We start from the raw sequence: 21,471 nt of genomic DNA on the forward strand, positions 1-21,471 counted from the left end.
AAGGCAAAGCTAAAGGGCTTGCCGCCTGCAATTCACAGACAACAAGCCCTTTCGGCTGCTTAAACAATTTTTGCTTTCAAATATTGTCTAACTTTTGGGGGTCACTTCACAGTCGGTCTCCGGCGTTTTTCTGCTTTCTGAGAAAAAAGGTTATTCCCAGAAATGCTGCGCGATGTCATCTGCCTGCGCTTCAGCTGCACAGAGCAGAGCTTCTACATCGTTGCCGATGATGTCCAGCCCTTCCGCGGCGAGTGTGTCAAAGCGTCCGTGGCTGAGCAGTTTGCAGATGGACAGCAGATAAGCGGAAGCGTGGTCGGTGAGCACGGGGTCGCGGTTATCCACCACACCGCCGCGCGTGGTGACATAAACAAATCGCTGCAAGCGGCAGTCTCCTACGGGATAATTGTCACTGCCATAGTGGAAGGTCAGACCGGTCACGCACAAATGCTCCAGATAAGTTCGCACCATGGACGGCACGCCCATATCCCAGAACGGGCAGGCCAACACAACAGCGTCCGCCGCTTTGAATTGGTTGGCGAGTGCGAAGAACGGCGTGTCGAAAGCGCCGGCAGAGGATAGTGCATCGCGCTCGGCAATGTCGTCAGCGCCGTAAGGCGTCAGATGCAGCGCGGAAAGCTGCAATACCTCAATTTCTGCATCCGGGATGCGGCTGACCAGTCGTCGGGCCAGCCGCAGGGAGCGCGATGCATTTCCGCGGATGCAACCGTTGACAAATAGAACTTTTTTCATAACTGATTACTCCTTTGGCAAAGCCTTTCCGCATTTGCGGCAAAAGGCAAAATCACTTTGCACCGGTGCGCCACAGTAGGGACAGAAGCTGCTGCCCGATGACAGGGTATCGGAGGTGTTTTCTGGCTTGCTGCCAAAATACTGGTTGAGTGGATCGGGTTCTTCAGCATCATCCGTGATATCGAATTCGGAATAACGGTTTTTACCGGTAGCATTTTTGAAGTTGTAAACGGCGTTGCATATGCCGATGATGATAAACAACACGCCGAACAACGGGAAGATGATGCCGACCAGGCCAAAACCTTGTGTCATAGACGCGGCAAGCACCGTCCAGAAGATGCCGAAAATGATGCCGAATACAGAGCCAAAACCACCCATCATAGAGGGGCCGCGGCCGGGTTTGATGCTTTTCATATAACTCCACCTGCCTTTGCTTCATCATAGCACAGGGGGCGTCAAAAGACAAGAAAACCGCTCCTTTTTTTGAAAGGAGCGGCAAAAGGGAGGGTGAAGGTGATTAGGTTTCGCTTCGCTTGACAAATTTACTGCGCGGAGCGCGGCAGATTGGGCAGACATAGTCATCCGGGATGGTATCATCCAGTCGGACATAGCCGCAGACTGTGCATTTCCAGCCGGCATCCGGCCCGACTTCATGATAAACGGGTGCGGCAGGCGGTGCATCTTTGCCACGGCCTTCGAGCGCCTTTACGGTCAGGCAGTCCCCGTCGGCAAGTACCTCAGCGTCGGTTAGTTCGCAGACAAACAGCGTGTATGAGCCGATGGCCACCGTTTCGGTCACACGCAGACTTAGGCGTGATACCATGCCCTCGCGCAGCCAAGGACAGCCGTTTTCGTCCTTCTCAAAGGGAAAAGCAGCAAATTTATCGATCGCGCGACCGGATTTGTAGCCGAATTCGTTGACGATTTTCTCCTCCGCATCCTGTGCAAGAAGGGTGACGGCGGCAACGCCGGACTTTTTGAGTGCGGCGCCGGTGGCGGAATCATTATTGAGGGACAGCGTGAACTTTGGCGGGCGGGAAGAGGTTACCTGATGCAAAGAATTGATGATGCAGCCGAAATTTTTGCCGTCGGCCGCAGTGGAAATCAGAGAAAGACTGTAATCGAGCTTTTTATAGGCGGCGTTATTCATAAAGCAGCTCCCTTTCTTATTATTGAAAATAAATACTAATTACAAATAAATATTATCATATATAAAAGGGAAATGCTATATCAAAACCTACAAAATTTCAGAGTAGAATTTGGGGAATCACAACAGGTTGATAAGGCTGGGGCGTTCCAGCTCGGGTAAGTGATTTAATTGTGCAAGCAGTTCCGTGCAATCGAGCAGGAAATCCTCTGAACTTTCGGACTCATGTGCAGCAAGCACGCGGTCGAACAGCCGGTCCGCCTGATCAATCTCGTCGTGCAGCAGCAGGGAGCCAAGCAAAAGCTGCGCACTGTCCCAGTGCTGGTGCGCTTTGTCCAGCTCGCCTGCTTGAATTTCAAGGACGATGCTACTGGTAACTTGCTCTACCGCATGCAGACTCCACCAGCTGCCCCAGATGAGCAGCGCCAGAAGCAGCAAAGCGATGCAAAGACGCCGCATATCAGCGTTTCTCCTTTCTTTGGATGAAGCTGTTGCCGCAGTCATCCAGTGTCATTAGAAATACGTCGGACACGGCAAGGCTTTGGTTTCGCAGCCGGTTTTCAATATCTTTGGGATCGAGCTGCAGCAAGCGCAGAGATCGGCGCACCAGCTTGCCGTCGGACACAACGACCAGAGGCAAACCGGTGTCCTTGGGGGTGATGCCCAGCATTTCCGCCGTGACCGGCTGTTGCGGTTGCTTGAGAATTACAGACAGCGTGCCGTCCGGCTCGATGACGCCATATTTGACATCGGACACGGAGGATACATTTTGCTTGCGCAGCGTTTCGATAATTTCATCGGTTGTCAGACGCATTTCGCGCAGCTTAGGGATATCCAGCTGCCCGCCGCGGATGATAATGGCGGGTTGACCGTTGAGCAGCCGCCGAAATGCGCGGCTTTTGAGTGCAATCCAGCTGAGCAGGATTTCGAGTACGATGAGTGTGGCGATAGGGACCAGTCCAGCGAACATCGGGATGCCCAGATCCTGCATGGGAACCGCTGCCAGATCGGAAACCAGGATGGTGATGACCAGCTCGGACGGATCCAGTTCACCGATCTGACGTTTGCCCATCAAGCGCACTGCAGCGATGACTGCAAAGTATAGAATCAGCGTACGAAGCAGGGGAACAGCCATGTTTCGGCCTCTTTTCTATCAGAATTTACCGGTAGTATAGCACAAAAACGGAAGAATATACCCAGACAAGAATTTAACAAAGTAAAATACGAAATAGTTGTTGACATTCGCTGTAAGCGGATTTATAATATGAATTACATTTTGAACAATGCAAGTTGGCGATGACCGGAAAAGTAGCGTCTGGAATCCAAAAGAGAGAGCCGCCGGGTGGTGCAAGGCGGTGGAGGAAGGAAAGTGCGAAAGTCCTCCGTGAGCCGAGCGTCTGAAATGGGATGAAATAAGGCCCTGTGTAAGGCGTTCCGCGTGATCTGCGTTAAAGGATCGAGTGAGTGGCCGCAGTATGCAATCCAATGATACGCGGCAAAAAGAGTGGTACCGCAGAGGAATAGTCTTTGTCTCTTTGTAGAGACAGAGGCTTTTTTTTATTTTGTGATTTGAAGAAAGGAGGCGGATTCGCATGGTAAAGAATGGTTCTGAGATTTTGGTGGAAGCGCTGGTAGAGCAGGGAGTCGATACGATTTTCGGTTATCCGGGTGGCGCAGTCCTCAACATCTATGATGCGCTTTACAAAAACAGCGACCGCATTCGACATATTTTAACCGCCCATGAGCAGGGCGCTGCCCACGCAGCTGACGGCTATGCGCGCGCGACCGGTAAGGTTGGCGTGTGTCTGGCAACGAGCGGCCCGGGCGCAACCAATCTGGTTACGGGCATTGCAACAGCTTACATGGATTCCATTCCGATGGTTGCCATCACCGGCAACGTCGGTACGAGCCTGATTGGACGCGATTCCTTTCAGGAGGTTTACATCGCCGGTATCACCATGCCGATCACCAAGCACAACTTCGTCGTGCGCCATGTGGAGGAACTGGCCGATACCATCCGTAACGCGTTCCGCATCGCGGCGTCCGGCCGACCCGGTCCGGTATTGATCGATATCCCGAAGGATGTTACAAGCGCGGAGTGCGAATATATTCCGGCCCCTAAGGTCGAGGTTCATGAGACGTATGATGTAACGACGGAGCAGCTGGAAACGGTTGCTGGTATGATCGCACAGGCGGAGCGTCCGATTATTTATTATGGCGGCGGCGTGGAGACGGCAAATGCCGGTGCGGCACTGCTCGAGTTGATGCGCCGGGCGGATATCCCTTCTGCGCACACTATGATGGCGATTGGCTGCATTCCGGACACCGAGCCGCTGAGTTTGGGTTTGGTCGGTATGCATGGCACGGTTTCGGCGGCATGGGCGGTTGAGCGCAGCGATTTGCTGATCTGCATCGGCGCGCGTTTCTCCGACCGTGTGGCGACCAATCCGCGGCGCTTTGCCCCCAAGGCAAAGATTATACATATTGATATTGACGCGGCCGAGATCAATAAGAACATCGGCGTGGATTATTCGGTGGTCAGCGATGCAGAGAATTTCCTCCAAGCGCTGCTGCCGTATGTAAAAGAAGCGAAGCACGAGGCATGGCGCGCACAGATTGCCGAGTGGCACAAAACACTTGACTATGTGCCCAAGGATGATGACAGCGTTATTCATCCGCATCAGTTGCTGCGCACGCTGTATGACATGATTGGGGATGACGCCATCGTTGCGACCGATGTCGGCCAGCATCAGCTGTGGTCGGCACAGTATAACCGCTGCCGTAAGGTGCGTCATTTTCTGACTTCCGGTGGTTTGGGTACGATGGGATTTGGCTACGGCGCGGCAATGGGCGCGCAGGTTGCTTTCCCGGAAAAGACGGTGGTCCATATCACGGGCGACGGTTCATTCCATATGAATCTGAACGAGTTGTGCACGTCGGTTACCTATAATCTGCCGATTATCACGATTATTATGAACAACAACGTGCTGGGTAATGTGCGTCAGTGGCAGACCATGTTTTATGAAAAACGCTATTCCCAGACCAATTTGTATCGTAAGACCGATTATATCAAGCTTGCCGATGCGTTTGGCGGCCGCGGCTTCCGCGTGACGAACATTGCGGAGCTGCGCGCGGCGCTGGCGGATGCGCTTGAGCGCACCGGTCCGGTGCTGATCGACTGCTGCATCGACAAGGATGAGCGCGTACTGCCCATGATTCCCGCGGGTGGTACGGTGGACGATATCGTGGCGGACTGAGAAAGGAGTAGAAAATGGAAAAATATATCCTTTCTGTGACCGTGCAGAATAATGCGGGCGTACTGGCGCGTGTGTCCAGCTTGTTTGGCCGTCGCGGCTATAACATTGACTCGTTGACCGTATCGGCGACCACCGATCCCAAGATTTCCCGCATGTCCATTATCGTGCAGGGCGACGAACCCATTCTTGAGCAGATTATCAAGCAGCTGCTTAAGTTGGAAGAGGTGCAGCGTGTCGATCATTTGCAGGAGGATGATTCCTGCTGCAGTGAGCTGGTATTCGTCAAACTTCATGCGGAAGCCGGCAGTGAGCGCGATGCCATCCGCCAGTTGTGTGAGCTATATGATGCACATATTGTGGAATCTACCGATCAGTCGATGATTGTCGAGCTGTCCGAGGTGCCCAGCCGCATCGATGCGTTTCTGGATGTCATCTCCAACTTTGAAGTGATGGAGATGAGCCGTTCGGGTGTTACCGCTATTGAGAAGTAACGGCGGTATATTCAATTTGTTTTCCTAATTTCATTTATATATATTTAGGAGGAGTTAAAAATGGTAAAGATGTTCTATGATTCGGACTGCAACCTGTCCCTGCTGGACGGCAAGACCGTTGCTATCATCGGTTTTGGTTCTCAGGGCCATGCACATGCGATGAACCTGAAGGATTCGGGTGTCAATGTTGTCGTTGGCCTGCGTCCGGGCTCCAAGCATGAAGCAAAGGCAAAGGATTACGGCCTGACCGTTATGACGCCGGCTGACGCTGCTGAGGCGGGCGACATCGTTATGATGCTGGTTCCGGACGAAAAGCAGGCGGACATCTATAAGGAGTCTATTGCGCCGCACCTCAAGCCGGGCAACTGCCTTGCGTTTGCGCACGGCTTCAATATTCACTTCAAGCAGATCGTTCCGCCGGCAGACGTTGACGTTATCATGATCGCGCCGAAGGGCCCGGGCCACATCGTTCGTCGTACTTACACTGAGGGTCAGGGCGTTCCGGATCTGGTATGTGTACATCAGGATGCAACCGGCAAGGCGATGGATATCGCGCTGGCTTATGCTTGCGGTATCGGCGGCGGCCGTGCGGGTATTCTGGAGTCTACCTTCAAGACCGAGACCGAGACCGACCTGTTCGGTGAGCAGGCTGTTCTGTGCGGCGGCGTTTGCGAGCTGATGAAGGCTGGCTTTGAGACGCTGGTTGAAGCGGGCTATGCACCGGAGAACGCTTACTTTGAGTGTGTACATGAGATGAAGCTGATTGTTGACCTGATCAACGAAGGCGGCTTTGCCAAGATGCGTTACTCTATCTCCGACACTGCGGAGTACGGCGATTACCGCACCGGCAAGCGCATCATCACCGAGGAGACCCGCAAGGAGATGAAGAAGATCCTGCGCGAAATCCAGGACGGCACCTTTGCTTCCGAGTGGATTCAGGAGAACAGAGCGGGCGGTCGTGCACGCTTCCTGGCGACCCGTGAGCTGGAGGCAAATACCCAGCTTGAGGAGACCGGCAAGAAGCTGCGCGGCATGATGAGCTGGCTGAAAAAGTAAAAAATACTGCGCACAGGCGGGCGGGTTTCCGCCCGCCTGTTTCGCAAAAGAGGAGGGAATCCCCGTGTCCAAAAGAAGTGACAATATCACTGCGGGTGCAGAGCGTATGCCCAATCGTTCGCTTCTGCGTGCCTGCGGTTTGACCGAAGAAGAGATGAAAAAGCCGATCATCGGTGTGGTTTCCGCATACAGTGAGATTATCCCCGGTCATATCAATCTGGATAAAATTGCGGACGCTGCCAAGGCAGGCGTGCGTATCGCAGGCGGCACGCCGGTACTGGTTCCGGCTATCGGCGTATGTGACGGCATCGCCATGGGCCATATCGGCATGAAGTACTCGCTGCCCAGCCGTGAGCTGATTGCGGACAGCGTTGAGACGCTTGCGCAGGCGCATCAGTTTGATGCACTCGTGCTCATCCCGAACTGTGACAAGATTGTGCCCGGCATGCTGATGGCCGCGGCGCGCCTCAACATCCCGTCTATCATCATTTCCGGCGGCCCGATGCTGGCCGGTCATTATGACGGACAGGAAATTTCGCTTTCCAAGACCTTTGAGACGGTCGGTGCGTACAAAGCTGGACTGATTGATGATGCGAAGCTCGAGGAATGCGAGTGTGGATCGTGTCCGGGTTGCGGTTCGTGTTCGGGTATGTATACGGCAAACTCGATGAACTGCCTGTCCGAAGCGATCGGCATGGCACTGCCCGGCAACGGTACAATTCCGGCTGTGCATGCCGCGCGTATTCATCTGGCCAAGCATGCGGGTATGCAGATTATGGAATTGTTACGCCGCGATATCAAGCCGCGCGACATTCTGACGCCTGCAGCCTTCCGCAATGCGCTGACCTGTGAAATGGCGATTGGCTGCTCGACCAACTCGGTGCTGCATCTGTTGGCGTTGGCGAACGAAGCGGGCGTGCCGCTGGACTTGAATGTACTCAACGAGCTGTCTGCCAAGGTGCCGAATATCTGTCATCTGGCGCCGGCTGGTCCGCACCATATCGAAGAGCTGTACATGGCGGGCGGCGTACCGGCCATCATGAAGGAGCTTACCAAGCGGGACCTGCTTGACCTGTCGCTTATCACCGCGACCGGCAAAACGGTAGGCGAGAACCTTGAGGGCGTCGAGAACAAGAATCCCGAGGTTGTGCGTCCGCTGGAGAATCCGTATTCCGAGACAGGCGGCATTGCGGTGTTGTGGGGTAACATTGCCAAGAACGGCTGTGTCGTCAAGCGTTCGGCTGTCGCACCGGAAATGATGGTGCACGAAGGCCCGGCGCGCGTGTTCGATTCCGAGGATGACGCAATCAAGGCTATCTATGCCGGAGATATTCATAAGGGGGATGTTGTGGTCATTCGCTACGAAGGCCCGAAGGGCGGTCCCGGCATGCGCGAGATGCTCAACCCAACCTCTGCACTGGCCGGCATGCAGCTCGATAAGGACTGCGCGCTCATCACGGACGGTCGCTTCTCCGGCGCGTCCCGCGGCGCATCCATCGGCCACGTTTCGCCGGAAGCCGCTGCGGGCGGCGAGATCGCGCTGATCAAAGAGGGCGATATCATTGCCATCGATATCCCGAACAGCAAGGTCAATGTCCAGATTTCCGACGAGGAGATGGAGGCGCGCCGCGCAAAGTTTGTGCCGCGTGAGCCCAACATCAAGTCGGGCTGGCTGTACCGCTATTCGCGTCTGGTTACCTCGGCTGATCAGGGCGCGGTGCTCCGATAAAACACAGAAAAAGCCTGAAGCGGCCGCTTCAGGCTTTTTCTGTGTTGCAGACGGCTTGTTTCTGCCGGTTAAATCTGGTATACTGGTGACAAATGAAAATAAAGGTGGAACAAGTTATGCTTTCTCAGGCCAAAAAGGAATTTATTGAGTTTATGATGAGCGCGGATGTGCTGCGCTTCGGCGACTTTACGACCAAGTCCGGCCGCAAGACACCGTATTTTGTCAATACCGGCAATTATAAAACCGGTTTGCAGAACTCCCGCCTGGGTGAGTTCTATGCAGCACTGGTCAAGGAGACCATCGGTGATAACTTTGACGCGATGTTCGGCCCTGCGTATAAGGGTATTCCGCTGGCGACATCGGTTTCCGGTGCGCTGGCTCGGAACTACGGCATTGACAAGCCCTTTTTCTTCAACCGCAAGGAGGCTAAGGACCACGGCGAGGGCGGCAATATCGTCGGCTACAAACCGAAGGACGGCGATCGCGTTATCATCATCGAGGATGTAATTACGGCAGGCACGGCGATCCGCGAGACCATGCCGGTGCTCAAGGGCTGCGCAGATGTCAAGGTAACTGATATGTTCATTTCGGTCAACCGCTGCGAGGTCGGCACCACACCGGGCAAGACTGCGGTTATGGAGGTTGGCGAGGAGTTCGGCATCAAGGTGCATGCGCTCGTTACCGTTCAGGATATCCGCGAGTATCTGGCGGACAAGGCAGAGTATGCCGATTTGCTGCCGTTGATGGATGCGTATATGAAGCAGTACTGCGTGTTCTGAGACAAAGCTTGTATTGTATAAAAAACGGCCCGTTTCCAAAGAAACGGGCCGTTTTGTTTTTAGGATAAGGATTGCAGGAATTTGCGCATGCGGAAACAGGCTTCCCGCAGATGATTCATGGAATAGGAATAGGAAATACGCACGTGGCCTTCGCCGCTTGCGCCAAAGGCGCTGCCCGGTACGACGGCGACCTTCTCCTCTTTGAGCAGACGCTCGCAGAATTCCTCGCACGACAGCCCGGTCGAGGTGATGGACGGGAACATATAGAACGCGCCTTGCGGCTCGAAGCATTCCAGCCCCATCGAGCGCAGCTCACCGAGCAAGAAGCGGCGGCGGATGTCGTATTGCGTGCGCATGCGTTCAATATCGTCCTCGCCGGAACGGATGGCCTCAATGCCCGCAAACTGTGCGGTGGTCGGTGCGGACATGATACCGAACTGATGCACTTTGCAGATGTGGCGCATCAGCTCTTTGGGGCCCATCGCCCAGCCGAGACGCCAGCCGGTCATCGCGTAGGACTTGGAGAAGCCGTCTACAACGATGGTGCGCTCCTGCATGCCAGGCAGTTCGGCAAAGCAGACATGCGGGTCCTTGCCGTAGGTCAGGCTGCAATAGATTTCGTCCGACAGAACGACGATGTTAGTGTCACGCAGGACAGCTGCGATCGCTTCCAGCTCGTCCCGTGTCATGATGGCGCCGGTTGGATTGTTGGGATAGGGGAGAATCAGCAGCTTGGTGTGCGGCGTAATGGCCGCGCGCAGCGCGTCTGCAGTCAGCTTGAACTGATCCTCTACACGCGTGGGCAGCGCGACGGGTACGCCGCCTGCCATCTGGGTCAGCGGCGTATAGCAGACAAAGCTCGGCTCAGGAATCAGGACTTCGTCGCCGGGGTTGACCAGTGCACGGATAGCGTTGTCGATTGCCTCGGAGCCGCCTACCGTCACCAGAATTTCCTTATCCGCATCATAGCAAAGCTGATATTTGCGTCGGGTCAGCGCCGCGATTTGGCGGCGAAGCTCGGCAAGACCCCAGTTGGAGGTGTAGAAGGTCTGGCCTTTTTCCAACGATTGGATACCAGCGCGGCGAATCTGCCACGGGGTTTCAAAATCCGGTTCGCCCACGCCGAGCGAAATTGCGTCGGGCATGGTTGCAACCACATCGAAGAATTTACGGATGCCGGAGGGCTTGACCTCCTTGACCCGGTCGGAGAGCAGCTGTTCGTAATCTACCATGCAATCATGACCTCTCTTTTGTCATTATCTGAGGGGTCAAATTCCACGCCGTAATCCTTATACTTTTTCAAAATGAAATGTGTGCCGGTCGAAAGGACGTTTTCCATCGGCGCGAGCTGTTCGGAAACAAAGCGCGCCACTTCTCGCATGGAGCGGTCCTTGATGATGACCGTCAGGTCAAAGCCGCCGCTCATCAGATAAACGCTTTCCACCTGATGGTGGGAGTAGATTTGACGCGCGATTTCGTCAAAGCCCATGCCCTTCTGCGGGGTGATTTTAACCTCGATGAGTGCGGTTACGCTTTCCTTTGCGGTTTTGTCCCAGTCAATAACGGTCTTATAGCCCAGGATTGTAGAATTCTTTTCAAAAGTCCGGATTGCCTCTGTGACCTCTTGCTCGCTTGCACCGGTCATGGCGGCAAGCTGGGCGGGGGTCAGGCGAGCGTCCTGACTGAGTAAATCCAGCAGCTTTTCAGGATTTTCCATGATAATAACCTCCTGTTTGAGTCAGTTTGCGGTCATAGGACAGTGTGATTCACTGCCGTATGGCTATTATACACCAGAGCAAATGAATTTGTCCACTGTGCGGCCTGTTTCTATGACAAATCTCAGATGAGCCAGTCGTATACGCCAATCATGAGCGGCATAGTGACGATGGAAAGCAGGGTGGACAGCACATAAAGCGCGCTCGAGTGCGCCGCGTCCCGGTCGTACAGCTGCGCCAGCGAGGTGACGGTGGCACAGGCGGGTGTGATGCAGGCCAGATAGACGGTCATCAGAATATTTTTGCCATCTGCAATCAGGTCCGCAGCGCCGACAGCGCGAAACAGCAGCACGGTCAGCAGCGGACAGAACAGCAGGCGCAGCGCCGCTGCCAGATAGCCGCGCGGTGCGCTGAACAGCCGGGCGAGAGGGGTATCCGCAATGACCATGCCGGCCAGCAGCATGCCCAGTGGACCGAGCATTGATCCAGTGGTGTTCAGCGTTTGGTTGATAAAGTCGGGCAGTTCAATGCGCAGCAGGAACAGCGCGCAGCCGATGGCAATAGCGATGATGTTGATGTTGAGCAGAATTTTACGCCACTCCATGCCGCCGGTGTTGCAGAGCAGGCTGCGGCAGTGCGTCCAGATGAGGATTTGCTGAATGACCAGGAAGGCGCAGGAATAGATGACATAATCCGCGCCCAGCAGAGCATTCACCAGCGGGATAACCAGAATGCCTGCGTTGGTGTAAATGATTACGGCACGTTCGATGACATCCAGCCGAAGCGGACGGGCAAGCACACGGGCGATGAGCAGGAATAACAGATGTGCCACGCCTGCAAAAGCAAAGGAATAAAGCAGTCCGCCTATCACCTGCGGCGTGTATTCCACCTGAAAGGCATTGATAATCACACATGGCGTCACAATATATACCATGACTACCGAAATGCTGCGGCTGTCCTCGGTGTGCAGCAGTTTGGCTTTGACGATGATATAACCCATGAACAAAATGAGAAAAAGCTGCACAATTTGTTCTGCCAGAATCAGGCTAATTTCCATATGGTCCCCCTGTTTTGTCGATGCAATACAGAAGCCGCCTGTCGGCGGCTCCTGTTGATGGATTAAAATTGGGATTAGAACAGACCGGTGATTTTGCCATCGGCATCGACGTCAATCTTTTCCGCAGCCGGCACCTTGGGCAGGCCTGGCATGGTCATAATGGCGCCAGTTTCAACCACGACAAAGCCTGCGCCCGCAGCAAGACGAGCGGAGCGAACATTGACGACAAATTCGGTCGGACGGCCGAGCAGCGCCGGGTCATCGGACAGGGAATACTGGGTCTTGGCAACGCAAACGGGTAGATTGCCATAGCCCATCTCGGTAATGTTCATCAGTTCCTTGTGTGCTGCAGGAGCGATGGTTACGCCCAGCGCGCCGTAAATCTCCTTGGCAATCTTACGGATCTTTTCTTCAAGCGGCAGTTCATCTTCATACAGCATATGGAAGTCCGCCTTGCCTTCGTCCAGCACGGCAAGGACCTCTTCGGCCAATGCCTTGCCGCCCTCGCCGCCCTTGGCGAATACTTCGGACAAGGCGACCCGGACGCCGCGCGCAGCGCAGTGCTGACGGATGAATTCCACTTCTTCTGCGGTGTCGGTCGGGAATGCGTTGATGGCCACGACCGTCGGCACGCCGAACTTTTTCATGTTATCCAGATGTGCGTCCAGATTGCAGATACCATGTTCGAGTGCCGCCATGTTGGGGACATTCAGTTCGGTCTTGGGTACGCCGCCGTTATATTTCAGAGCGCGTACGGTCGCAACGATGACGATGCAGTCGGGCGACAGGCCGGCCTTGCGGCACTTGATGTCCATAAACTTTTCCGCGCCGAGGTCAGCACCGAAACCGGCTTCGGTGATCGCGATATCCGCGAGCCGAAGCGCGAGCTTAGTGGCCTGCACACTGTTGCAGCCGTGTGCGATGTTAGCGAACGGACCGCCGTGCATCAGCGCGGGCGTGCCCTCCAGTGTCTGCACCAGATTGGGCTTGATGGCATCCTTCATCAGTGCGGTCATAGCGCCTTCGGCCTTGAGGTCGCGCGCGTAAATTGGCTTGCCCTCATAAGAGTATGCGACCAGAATATCGCCGAAGCGCTTTTTGAGGTCCTCCAGATCGGAGGCAAGGCAAAGAATAGCCATGACCTCGGAGGCAACCGTAATCATAAAGTGATCCTCGCGCGGGACACCGTTGACCTTGCCGCCCAGACCGATGGTGATGTTGCGCAGGGCGCGGTCGTTCATATCTATGACGCGGGTGAAGATGATGCGGCGCGGGTCGATGCCCAGCGCATTGCCCTGCTGCAGGTGGTTGTCCAGCATGGCGCACAGCAGGTTGTTGGCAGCTGTGATGGCATGCATATCGCCGGTGAAGTGCAGGTTAATGTCCTCCATCGGTACGACCTGTGCATAGCCGCCGCCGGCAGCGCCGCCCTTGATGCCGAACACCGGGCCGAGGGATGGCTCGCGCAGCGCAATCATAGCTTTTTTGCCGAGCTTTGCCATCGCCTGGCCAAGGCCGACGGTCGTGGTTGTCTTGCCCTCTCCGGCTGGAGTGGGGTTGATGGCAGTGACGAGCACCAGCTTGCCGTCCGGCTGACCGGCCGTCTTTTTCCACACATCGGCAGACAGCTTGGCCTTGTATTTTCCGTATAGTTCCAGATCCTCCGCATCCAGACCGGCGGACGCGGCGACTTCGGTGATTGGGCGCATCTGGCAGCCCTGTGCGATTTCAATATCGGATAACATAGCAGTTCCTCCCGTACATTTTACACAGTGACATTATTATAACAATGTTCTGCACAGTTTTCCAGCGGATAGAGCGAAAAATTTGCCGAATTTGTGACTCGAAAAAGAGGCTGCGTTGTGGTATGATATAAAGCGTATATAATTTCAGCAAAAAGGAGGGTCGGCATGGACGTTTTCAAAACGGTCACGCATTATATCAAAAATACCGACCTGTATCTGGCAATATTGGCACTGGTCTGCTCGGGGTACGGCATGGTGCTGATCTATTCGGCAACGCTCAACCCGGTAACCGTGTATGACGGAAGTACCCGCAACCTATTTATTCAAGGCGCGGCGGTTATCATCGGTCTAGGTGCGTTTGTGGTGATGAGCCTGATCGATCTGGAGGGAATGAGCGGCTGGTGGAAAATTTTTGTGCTGGTCAACATTGGCTTGCAGTTGCTGCTGTTTACTCCGCTGGGTACCGAAGTGAATGGTCAGCGCGCATGGCTGGATCTGGGCCCCACCAGTTTGCAGCCGGGTGAACTGGGTAAGTTGATCTTCATTTTCACGCTTGCCGCACATATCTCGGAAATTAAAGATCATATCAGCGAGTGGCGCGGGTTGTTCGTCATCGGTCTGCATACGCTGATCATGATGGGTGCGGTCGTTATCGCTTCGGGTGATACCGGCATGGCAATCCAATACTTTATGATTGCGCTCATTATGCTGTTTGCTGCGGGGCTTTCGCTCAAATGGCTGGGCGCGGGTTTTGGACTCGGTATTATCAGCATCCCGATCATCTGGAATTTTATCTTGAAGGATTATCAAAAAACCCGTATTCTGGTGTTATTTGATCCATCTATCGATCCGGATGCTTCCATGCAGTCGACCTACGGTAAAATCGCCATCGGATCCGGCCAATTTTCCGGGCAGGGGCTGACGCACGGCACGATGACACAGATGCAGATGGTATCGGAGAACCAGACCGACTACATCTTTTCGGTTGCGGGTGAGGAATTGGGCTTTATTGGCTGTATGCTGATTATCTGCCTGCTGGGTCTGCTCATTCTGCGGTTGTTTTACGTCTCTTACCGCGCATCCACTACGTTTTCCGCGCTGCTGGCGGTAGGCGTGGGCGGCATGTTCCTGTTTCAGACGTTCATGAATATCTTTATGAATGTCGGTTTGCTGCCCGTTATGGGCTTGACGTTGCCGTTTTTCTCTTACGGCGGCACCTCGGTGGTGACAATGTATGCCGCGCTCGGCATTGCAGCGGGCGTGCGAATGCGTGAAAAGCCATCCTGGTTGCAATGACATGAAAAAAGGTAGGCACGTTTGTGTGCCTACCTTTTTATTTATCTTGCTGAATATGGTAGTTCGGGAAATACTTTTCCACAAAGGGGATATGCTGGACATAGAACGTACGGCCGTTTAAATAAGAGAGCGCGGCGGCGTTCTGTTCGAAGCGAAACGTCAGCGAATAGGCGTACAACAGCTGGCCGTTTTCTCGGTAGGGACGGTTTAACTCATTTGTGCCATATTTGCCGTCTCCAAGCAGCGGACAGCCGATGGATGCCATGTGTGCGCGAATTTGGTGGGTGCGCCCGGTGAGCAGTTCGCATTCGACCAGCGACAGCTTGCCGCTGCTGGCAAGCGTGCGATAGCGTGTTTTGGCGGTTTTCGCACCGGGGACGCGCGTTTTATGCAGCGTGACCTGTTTGCGTTTTTCATCTCGCCGCAGATAGTTTTCAATGACTCCTTCGGGCGGTACCGGTCTGCCGTGCACGACACACAGATAGCGCTTTTCCAGCTCGCGATCCTTGATGCGTTCGTTGAGAATACGCAGTGCTTCGGCGGTTTTGGCGCAGATGACAATGCCGCCGGTGTTACGGTCGATGCGGTTGCACAGCGCGGGCGCAAACGAGGCTGCGTCCTCCGGATTCCACGCGCCGGATTGAAACAGATAGGCCTGAATGTGCGCGATGAGTGTATTAGTGTCGCCGTGCTCGTCAGCATGTACGACCATGCCGGGCGCTTTGTCCGCCAGCAGGATGTTTTCGTCCTCATAGACGATGCGGACCTGGGGCTGCGTGATGCGGCGGAAGGCCTCTTCCTCGCGGGGCGCGTTGAAGTATTCGTCGTTGAGGTAGAGTTGCACCGCGTCACCTTCGCAAAGACGGTAGGCGGCTTCCGTGCGCTTGCCGTTGACCTTGATGCGTTTGAGTCGCAGATACTTGTGCATCATGCCGCCGAACAGCAGCGGCACAGCTTTTTCAAGAAATTTGTTCAGCCGTTGCCCGCTGTCGTTTTTTGTGATATAATATTCTCTCAAGATGTGGTATCCTTTTCTGTAAAAAATAATGGAACGCATTCAGTATACCGCATTTCGGAAGAAAAGGGAAGTGCTCCCGCCGGATAGAGAAATGCGTTTTTTGCCGTATTTTTTGGTTGACAAAGCAGGATTGGGTGTAGTATACTATCTTAGTACCATGTGAGGTTGACATGAAGATTGATTTAAAAAAACTGACCGCGTCTCAGCATGCGTCGATTCCGTTTTCCGAAACAATCGACTTGCGGGAAGAGACTTTGTACGGAGCCAAACCGTTTCAAAGCCCGGTTCAGATGAGCGGCGAGGTTTCCGGTGAAAGCGGCATATTGCGGCTCAAGGGAACGATCAAAACGATTTACTCCACCGCCTGTGCGCGCTGTCTCAAGCCTCTTCAGATTCTGCTGACAGCGGAGGTCGATACGGTTTTGTCGGACGACCCCGATGCGGAGGAAGAGGATGATCTTTTCGTGCTGACCGGTGACAGCGTGGATCCGGCGGATGTGATGGTACCCGCATTGATTCTTCAGGTGCAGATGACCTATCTGTGCAAGGAGGATTGCAAGGGCCTGTGTCCGTACTGCGGCGCCGACCGCAATGAGGTCGATTGTGACTGCGAAAGCAAGCAGATTGACCCGCGTTTTGCCGCGCTGCGCGCTCTGCTCGATTCTGGTGAGGATGAGCGCAATTAAAGTTCGTTAATAAAAAATAAAGAAGATAGAGTAGGAGGTGTATCCACCATGGCAGTACCGAAGAGAAAGGTATCGAAAGCCCGTCGTGACAAGCGTCGTAACTCTCATTGGAAGCTCTCTCTGCCCGGCATGACTAAGTGCCCGCACTGTGGCGAGATGAAGCTGGCTCACAGAATGTGCAAGGCTTGCGGTTATTACAACGGCCGTGAGGTTGTCGCCGTTAAGGAAGCGTAAGGCGAAAACAGAAGAGAAGATGGAGAAGGCGGCAACGACTTCTCCATTTTTTTTGGCTTCGTCTTGTGTGAGGGGCCGCAAGCGCTCCAAACAAAGAAGATGTGCCGCGCATAGCACGGGAAAAGGAAATTGCCGAAAGGAGGGCGCTGTATGGCGTCAAAAATTGTCAGCGTGGACGCGGGCAGTCCGGCGGAGCGCGCAGGGATGCAAGCAGGCGAAACCCTGCTGCAAATTGACGGCACCGCGATTCGCGATGTGTTGGATTACAAATTTTACAGCTATGACGCTTCGCTCACTTTGCAGGTGATGGAAGCGGACGGTAAAACTCTGCGCGAGGTGCATGTGCACAAGCGCGAGGGTGAGCCGCTCGGACTAAATTTTGAACACTACCTGATGGATGGCATGAAGCAGTGCTCGAACAAGTGTGTATTCTGTTTCATCGACCAGCTGCCGCGCGGTATGCGAAAAACGCTTTATGTCAAGGATGACGACGCGCGTATGTCCTTTCTGATGGGCAATTATATTTCAATGACCAATTTGTCCGAAGCGGATGTTGACCGTATTCTGCGTATGCATATTTCGCCGGTCAACATTTCGGTGCAGACCACCAATCCGGAACTGCGCGTTAAGATGCTGCGCAACCCGCGCGCAGGTGAAGCACTGAAAATCATGAACCGCTTTGCCGAGGGCGGCATCCAGATGAACTGTCAGCTCGTGGTGTGCAAGGGCTTAAACGACGGCGAGGAATTGAAACGCTCACTGCGCGACCTCAAAGCGCTGTATCCCGCGGTGAATACGATTTCGGTCGTGCCATTCGGTATGACGCGCCACCGTGAGGGATTGTATCCGCTCGCGCCGACCGACAAGGCAGCGGCTGAGGCCATTTTGGACATCGTCGAGCCGTTTGCGGACGAGTGTTTGCGCGAATTGGGCACACGGTTGGTCTGGTGCGGGGATGAGCTGTATCTCAAAGCCGAACGGTCGCTGCCGGATACCGAGTATTACGAGGAATTCACCCAGTTTGAAAACGGCATCGGTATGCTGCCGCTGTTTATGGAGGAGTTCCGACTTGCGCTGCCCGATTACAAGGGCCGCACGGCACGCCCGTTCACCATTGCCACCGGTGCGGCAGCGGCGCCGTCTATGGCGGTTCTGCTTGACGAAGCGGCTGCAAAATGCGATAATTTGAATGGAAAAGTAGTGGAAATCCGCAATGACTTTTTTGGACATCGCGTTTCGGTTGCGGGTTTGATCACCGGACAGGATTTGATCGCGCAGCTGAAAGACCGTGAACTGGGTGAGCGTGTGCTGATTTCGGCTAACATGCTGCGTGACGGCGGCGATGTATTTCTGGATGATTACACCCCGCAGCAGGTTGCGGAAGCAATTGGCGTGCCTCTTGTGCCGGTTGAAATTGACGGCGCGGATTTGCTCGCCAAAATTTTTGAAGACTGACACCCCCGGAGCAAAGAGGAGGGAAACGATATGCCAAAACCGATTGTTGCGATCGTGGGCCGGCCGAACGTCGGCAAGAGCCAGTTATTTAATCGACTGGCGGGCAAACGCCTGTCGATCGTGGAGGACACGCCTGGCGTAACGCGCGACCGCCTGTATGCCGAGAGCGACTGGCGCGGCCGTGATTTTACCATTATCGATACCGGCGGCATTGAGCCGAATAATGACAACGAGATTTTGCAGTTTATGCGTTTTCAGGCAGAAACGGCTATCTCACATGCGGATGTGATTATTTTTATCACCGACCTGCGTACTGGTATTACTGCGGCTGATCAGGACGTGGCAGCCATGCTGCTGCGCTCGGGCAAGCCGATTGTTCTGGCAGTCAACAAATGTGATAAGCCCGGTCAGCCGGAGCCGGAGTTTTATGAGTTCTATAACCTCGGTCTGGGTGAGCCGTACGGCATTTCCGCACTGCACGGCTACGGAATGGGCGAACTGCTGGACGCGGCATACGAGCATTTTCCGCCCGAAGACGAGAACGGGGAGGACGAGGAGCGCATTCGTGTTGCCCTCATCGGCAAGCCGAACGTCGGTAAGTCCAGCTTGCTCAATCGGGTGCTTGGCGAGGAGCGCGTCATTGTATCCGATATGGCTGGTACCACACGAGACAGCGTAGACGCAAATGTGGACAATGCGCATGGAAAGTTTACTTTCATCGATACTGCGGGCATTCGCAAGAAGAGCAAGGTGGACGAAAAGATTGAGAAATACTCGGTGATGCGTTCGCTGCTTGCGGTCGAGCGCGCGGACGTATGCGTTATCATGATTGACGCAACCGAGGGCGTGACCGAGCAGGATACCAAGGTCGCGGGCGAGGCGCACAATGCGGGTAAGGCGTGCATCATTGTGGTAAATAAATGGGATTTGGTCGAAAAAGACGGCTCAACCATGAAGGAATACACGCTGCGTGTGCGCGAGGGTCTGGCCTATATGCCGTATGCGCCCGTGCTGTTTATCTCGGCGCAGACCGGTCAGCGTGTTGACAAACTGTTCGGTCTGATTCATGAGGTATACGAGCAAAACCACATGCGCATCCCGACCGGCCGCTTGAACTCAATCTTGGCTGAGGCGACTGCCCGTGTGCAGCCGCCAACCGACAAGGGCCGCCGTCTGCGCATCTTCTATATGACGCAGGCGTCCACTTGCCCGCCGACCTTTGTTTGTTTCTGCAACGATGCACGGCTGTTCCACTTTTCTTATCAGCGCTATCTGGAAAATCAGATTCGTGAGGTGTTCGGCCTGACCGGCACGCCGGTGCGTATGGTGATCCGGGAGCGCAGCGATAAAAAGGGATAATGGGCGCGGCTGATATTTCTGAAACTGGGGGAAAACCATATGACACTTACGCATTTTGCTATCATTGCGGTGTGCGCCTATCTGCTCGGCTCTCTGAGTTTTGCAATCATTGTCAGTAAGGTTACGCTGGGGAAGGATATCCGCGAATACGGCAGCGGCAACGCTGGACTGACCAACTCCTACCGTACAATGGGCGCAGGTAAGACGCTGTTTGTGCTGCTGGGTGATATCGCCAAGGGCGCAGCAGCGGTGTCGATCGGCGCCATGCTGGCCGGACCGGTCGGCAAGCTGGTAGCGGGCATCTTTGTGATTCTGGGGCATATGTTTCCGCTGTATTTTGGCTTCCGCGGCGGCAAGGGCGTGCTGGTGGGCGCGGTGATGCTGCTGTTGTTCGACTGGCGTATTTTCCTGATTGCATTTGTGCTGTTTTTCGTAGCGGTGGCGCTGACACGCTGGATTTCCCTCGGGTCGATTCTGGGTGCCATCAGCTTTCCTATCACCACCTTTATCTTCTACGATGACCCCGTGCTGATTGCGATGGCGTTCGGCATGGCAGTGGCGGTGATTTTCATGCACCGCTCGAATATCGCACGCATCTTACGCGGTGAGGAAAACAAGTTTTCCTTCAAAAGCAAGAAAACCATTGAACAGTCCGATCGTAACGGAGAGGAGAACGGAAAATGAAGGTTTTTGTACTTGGTACCGGTGGCTGGGGTATTGCGCTGGCACTGCTGCTGCATGACAACGGTCATGAGGTGACCTCGTGGACCTATTTGCAGGAGGAGTGCGACCTGTTGCTGCGTGAACGCGCCAATGAAAAGCTGCTGCCGGGCGTTAAAATTCCAGAGGGTATTGCGATTACCACCGATATGTCGGGTGCGGCAAAGGCGGATCTTGTCGTGATGGCGGTGCCGTCGTTTGCGGTCGCCTCTACGGCGGAGCAGCTGGCGAATATCGTTCCGGCGGGTACCGTGATTGTTAACGTCGGCAAGGGGCTGGATGCCAAGCATGGCTATTGCCGTTTTTCGCAGACCATTGACCGTGCGATGCACGGTAACAATCCGGTTGTTGCGCTGACCGGTCCGACCCATGCGGAGGAGGTTTCGCGCGGCGTGCCTACTGCGATTGTGGCGGCATCGGAAAGCCGTGCGGCAGCGGAGCTGACGCAGGCGGCATTTATGAACGAAAGCTATTTCCGCGTTTATACCTCGGCGGATATTATCGGCTGTGAGCTGGGCGGTGCGTTTAAGAATATCATTGCGCTGGGCGCGGGCATCGCGGACGGTCTTGGCATGGGTGATAACTCCAAGGCGGCGTTTATGACCCGTGGCCTGACCGAGATCGCGCGGCTGGGCGTTCAGTTGGGCGCGCGGCAGGAGACGTTTGCGGGTTTATCCGGTGTGGGCGACCTGATTGTAACCTGTTGCTCGATGCACTCGCGCAACCGTCGCGCAGGCATCCTGATCGGCAAGGGAAAGACTGTGCAGGAAGCGATGCAGGAGGTCGGTGCGACCGTGGAGGGGTATTACGCAACCGAGGCGGGTTACCATTTGGCCAAGCAGCAGGGCGTTTCCATGCCGATTACGGAAGCGATGTATGAAGTGCTGTACAACGGTCTGCCTGCCACCGAAGCAAGCCGCCTGCTGCTAGGGCGTCCGCGGCGCGGTGAGCATGAGGAAGTTTGGGTGCACTGAGAC

Annotated in this window: 23 protein-coding genes and 1 other annotated feature; of the genes, 12 read left to right on the plus strand and 11 right to left on the minus strand. The window is 54.7% G+C overall.

All coding sequences use genetic code 11. The features are described 5' to 3' along the window. Positions 1–150 precede the first annotated feature (150 nt). From ACTQ34_RS08850 to ACTQ34_RS08870, 5 genes are all read right to left on the minus strand, one after another. On the minus strand, positions 151–750 hold the full coding sequence (locus tag ACTQ34_RS08850; RefSeq protein WP_441363478.1) for an NAD(P)H-dependent oxidoreductase: 600 nt from the start codon (positions 748–750) through the stop codon (positions 151–153). 6 nt (positions 751–756) lie between these two features. Next, on the minus strand, positions 757–1,164 hold the full coding sequence (locus ACTQ34_RS08855) for a DUF7577 domain-containing protein (protein ID WP_441363479.1): 408 nt from the start codon (positions 1,162–1,164) through the stop codon (positions 757–759). 103 nt (positions 1,165–1,267) lie between these two features. Continuing rightward, positions 1,268–1,900 carry a flavin reductase gene (locus tag ACTQ34_RS08860; RefSeq protein WP_441363480.1) on the minus strand — a complete coding sequence of 211 codons (633 nt, stop codon included), beginning with the start codon at positions 1,898–1,900 and terminating at the stop codon, positions 1,268–1,270. A 117-nt stretch (positions 1,901–2,017) separates the two neighbouring features. After that, positions 2,018–2,356: a DUF4363 family protein gene (locus ACTQ34_RS08865; RefSeq protein WP_441363481.1), complete on the minus strand. Its 339-nt coding sequence runs from the start codon at positions 2,354–2,356 to the stop codon at positions 2,018–2,020. A 1-nt stretch (position 2,357) separates the two neighbouring features. Further along, a complete protein-coding gene (locus ACTQ34_RS08870) occupies positions 2,358–3,032 on the minus strand; it encodes a DUF421 domain-containing protein (RefSeq protein WP_441363482.1) in 675 nt (224 codons plus the stop codon). Between the two features lie 152 nt (positions 3,033–3,184). Next, positions 3,185–3,435, plus strand: a binding site (T-box leader). A 54-nt stretch (positions 3,436–3,489) separates the two neighbouring features. Here ACTQ34_RS08870 and ilvB point away from each other — a divergent pair. The 5 genes from ilvB (at position 3,490) to pyrE (ending at position 9,209) form a co-directional block, all read left to right on the plus strand. Then, positions 3,490–5,154: a biosynthetic-type acetolactate synthase large subunit gene (ilvB, locus tag ACTQ34_RS08875; RefSeq protein WP_441363483.1), complete on the plus strand. Its 1,665-nt coding sequence runs from the start codon at positions 3,490–3,492 to the stop codon at positions 5,152–5,154. Positions 5,155–5,168: 14 nt separating this feature from the next. Beyond that, the gene (ilvN, locus tag ACTQ34_RS08880) at positions 5,169–5,645 is read left to right on the plus strand and encodes an acetolactate synthase small subunit (protein WP_441363484.1); all 477 of its coding nucleotides are present in this window, start codon (positions 5,169–5,171) and stop codon (positions 5,643–5,645) included. A 60-nt stretch (positions 5,646–5,705) separates the two neighbouring features. Continuing rightward, a complete protein-coding gene (gene ilvC / locus ACTQ34_RS08885; protein WP_441363485.1) occupies positions 5,706–6,701 on the plus strand; it encodes a ketol-acid reductoisomerase in 996 nt (331 codons plus the stop codon). Between the two features lie 64 nt (positions 6,702–6,765). Beyond that, complete coding sequence (ilvD, locus tag ACTQ34_RS08890; protein ID WP_441363486.1) at positions 6,766–8,430, plus strand: dihydroxy-acid dehydratase; 1,665 nt, start codon at positions 6,766–6,768, stop codon at positions 8,428–8,430. 116 nt (positions 8,431–8,546) lie between these two features. Further along, positions 8,547–9,209, plus strand: a complete 663-nt coding sequence (gene pyrE, locus ACTQ34_RS08895; RefSeq protein ID WP_441363487.1) for an orotate phosphoribosyltransferase — start codon at positions 8,547–8,549, stop codon at positions 9,207–9,209. Here the strand turns inward: pyrE and cas5 are convergent. The 5 genes from cas5 to ACTQ34_RS08920 form a co-directional block, all read right to left on the minus strand. Beyond that, positions 9,109–9,324, minus strand: a complete 216-nt coding sequence (gene cas5 / locus ACTQ34_RS08900) for a CRISPR-associated protein Cas5 (protein ID WP_441363520.1) — start codon at positions 9,322–9,324, stop codon at positions 9,109–9,111. The genes pyrE and cas5 overlap by 101 nt on opposite strands. Beyond that, entirely contained in the window at positions 9,269–10,441 is a 1,173-nt protein-coding gene (locus tag ACTQ34_RS08905; RefSeq protein ID WP_441363488.1) for a pyridoxal phosphate-dependent aminotransferase, read from the minus strand. Before ACTQ34_RS08905 ends, cas5 begins: the two co-directional genes overlap by 56 nt. Further along, positions 10,435–10,926, minus strand: a complete 492-nt coding sequence (locus ACTQ34_RS08910; RefSeq protein ID WP_441363489.1) for an Lrp/AsnC family transcriptional regulator — start codon at positions 10,924–10,926, stop codon at positions 10,435–10,437. Before ACTQ34_RS08910 ends, ACTQ34_RS08905 begins: the two co-directional genes overlap by 7 nt. A 122-nt stretch (positions 10,927–11,048) precedes the next feature. Next, positions 11,049–11,981 (minus strand): AEC family transporter, encoded by a 933-nt coding sequence (locus tag ACTQ34_RS08915; protein WP_441363490.1) that lies wholly within the window; start codon positions 11,979–11,981, stop codon positions 11,049–11,051. A gap of 74 nt (positions 11,982–12,055) precedes the next feature. Continuing rightward, complete coding sequence (locus ACTQ34_RS08920; RefSeq protein WP_441363491.1) at positions 12,056–13,726, minus strand: formate--tetrahydrofolate ligase; 1,671 nt, start codon at positions 13,724–13,726, stop codon at positions 12,056–12,058. 165 nt (positions 13,727–13,891) lie between these two features. On the opposite strand from ACTQ34_RS08920, the gene ACTQ34_RS08925 reads away from it, so the two are divergent. Continuing rightward, positions 13,892–15,022, plus strand: a complete 1,131-nt coding sequence (locus tag ACTQ34_RS08925; protein WP_441363492.1) for an FtsW/RodA/SpoVE family cell cycle protein — start codon at positions 13,892–13,894, stop codon at positions 15,020–15,022. A 37-nt stretch (positions 15,023–15,059) separates the two neighbouring features. Here ACTQ34_RS08925 and ACTQ34_RS08930 read toward each other — a convergent pair whose 3' ends face one another. Continuing rightward, a complete protein-coding gene (locus ACTQ34_RS08930; RefSeq protein ID WP_441363493.1) occupies positions 15,060–16,040 on the minus strand; it encodes an RluA family pseudouridine synthase in 981 nt (326 codons plus the stop codon). A 170-nt stretch (positions 16,041–16,210) separates the two neighbouring features. On the opposite strand from ACTQ34_RS08930, the gene ACTQ34_RS08935 reads away from it, so the two are divergent. The 6 genes from ACTQ34_RS08935 to ACTQ34_RS08960 all read left to right on the plus strand — a co-directional run bounded on the left by ACTQ34_RS08935 (position 16,211) and on the right by ACTQ34_RS08960 (position 21,468). Then, complete coding sequence (locus ACTQ34_RS08935; protein ID WP_441363494.1) at positions 16,211–16,726, plus strand: YceD family protein; 516 nt, start codon at positions 16,211–16,213, stop codon at positions 16,724–16,726. A gap of 48 nt (positions 16,727–16,774) precedes the next feature. Further along, positions 16,775–16,960 (plus strand): 50S ribosomal protein L32, encoded by a 186-nt coding sequence (gene rpmF, locus ACTQ34_RS08940; RefSeq protein WP_125114771.1) that lies wholly within the window; start codon positions 16,775–16,777, stop codon positions 16,958–16,960. Positions 16,961–17,110: 150 nt separating this feature from the next. Further along, positions 17,111–18,415, plus strand: a complete 1,305-nt coding sequence (locus tag ACTQ34_RS08945) for a DUF512 domain-containing protein (RefSeq protein ID WP_441363495.1) — start codon at positions 17,111–17,113, stop codon at positions 18,413–18,415. A 30-nt stretch (positions 18,416–18,445) separates the two neighbouring features. After that, a complete protein-coding gene (gene der, locus ACTQ34_RS08950; RefSeq protein WP_441363496.1) occupies positions 18,446–19,774 on the plus strand; it encodes a ribosome biogenesis GTPase Der in 1,329 nt (442 codons plus the stop codon). A gap of 39 nt (positions 19,775–19,813) precedes the next feature. Then, positions 19,814–20,458 carry a glycerol-3-phosphate 1-O-acyltransferase PlsY gene (plsY, locus tag ACTQ34_RS08955; protein WP_441363497.1) on the plus strand — a complete coding sequence of 215 codons (645 nt, stop codon included), beginning with the start codon at positions 19,814–19,816 and terminating at the stop codon, positions 20,456–20,458. Continuing rightward, on the plus strand, positions 20,455–21,468 hold the full coding sequence (locus ACTQ34_RS08960; protein ID WP_441363498.1) for an NAD(P)H-dependent glycerol-3-phosphate dehydrogenase: 1,014 nt from the start codon (positions 20,455–20,457) through the stop codon (positions 21,466–21,468). The genes plsY and ACTQ34_RS08960 overlap by 4 nt, the downstream gene beginning before the upstream one ends. Positions 21,469–21,471 lie beyond the last annotated feature (3 nt).

The sequence above is a fragment of the Agathobaculum sp. LCP25S3_E8 genome, assembly GCF_052117165.1.
Taxonomy (GTDB): Bacteria; Bacillota; Clostridia; order Oscillospirales; family Butyricicoccaceae; genus Agathobaculum.